1 protein-coding gene is annotated in these 276 nt (G+C 45.7%); it reads right to left on the bottom strand.

Going from position 1 to position 276, the window contains the following annotated elements; genetic code table 11:
* The coding region (locus B4F08_RS16420) for an FUSC family protein (protein WP_291375397.1) at positions 1–276 on the bottom strand (276 nt) is incomplete at both ends.

Raw genomic sequence — 276 nt, 5'->3', positions numbered from 1 at the left:
GTAATGTCCGGCGACATCGCACGAACCAAATGAATCACATAGACAGAAATGATCGGACCAAGGACTGTACCAATCGAGGCATCAAAGAACGTTACTTGATCTAGGTGATAACGGTTTTGCAGGTTTAAGCCCATGACCACGCCCATCAATAAAGGCAACGCCAAACCTGTAAGTGGCGGATGTAAAAACAGCATCAGGCAGTACATACAAAAAGGGGCCAATACTATCGCTAACATCCAAAAAGCGCTGACTTGCGGGAAGATGCCATAAGCATAA

This window comes from Acinetobacter sp. UBA6720 (assembly GCF_002454215.1).
Classification (GTDB): Bacteria; Pseudomonadota; Gammaproteobacteria; order Pseudomonadales; family Moraxellaceae; genus Acinetobacter.
Note: the sequence above shows the minus strand (reverse complement) of the source record. Positions and strands in the feature narration are given on the sequence as shown.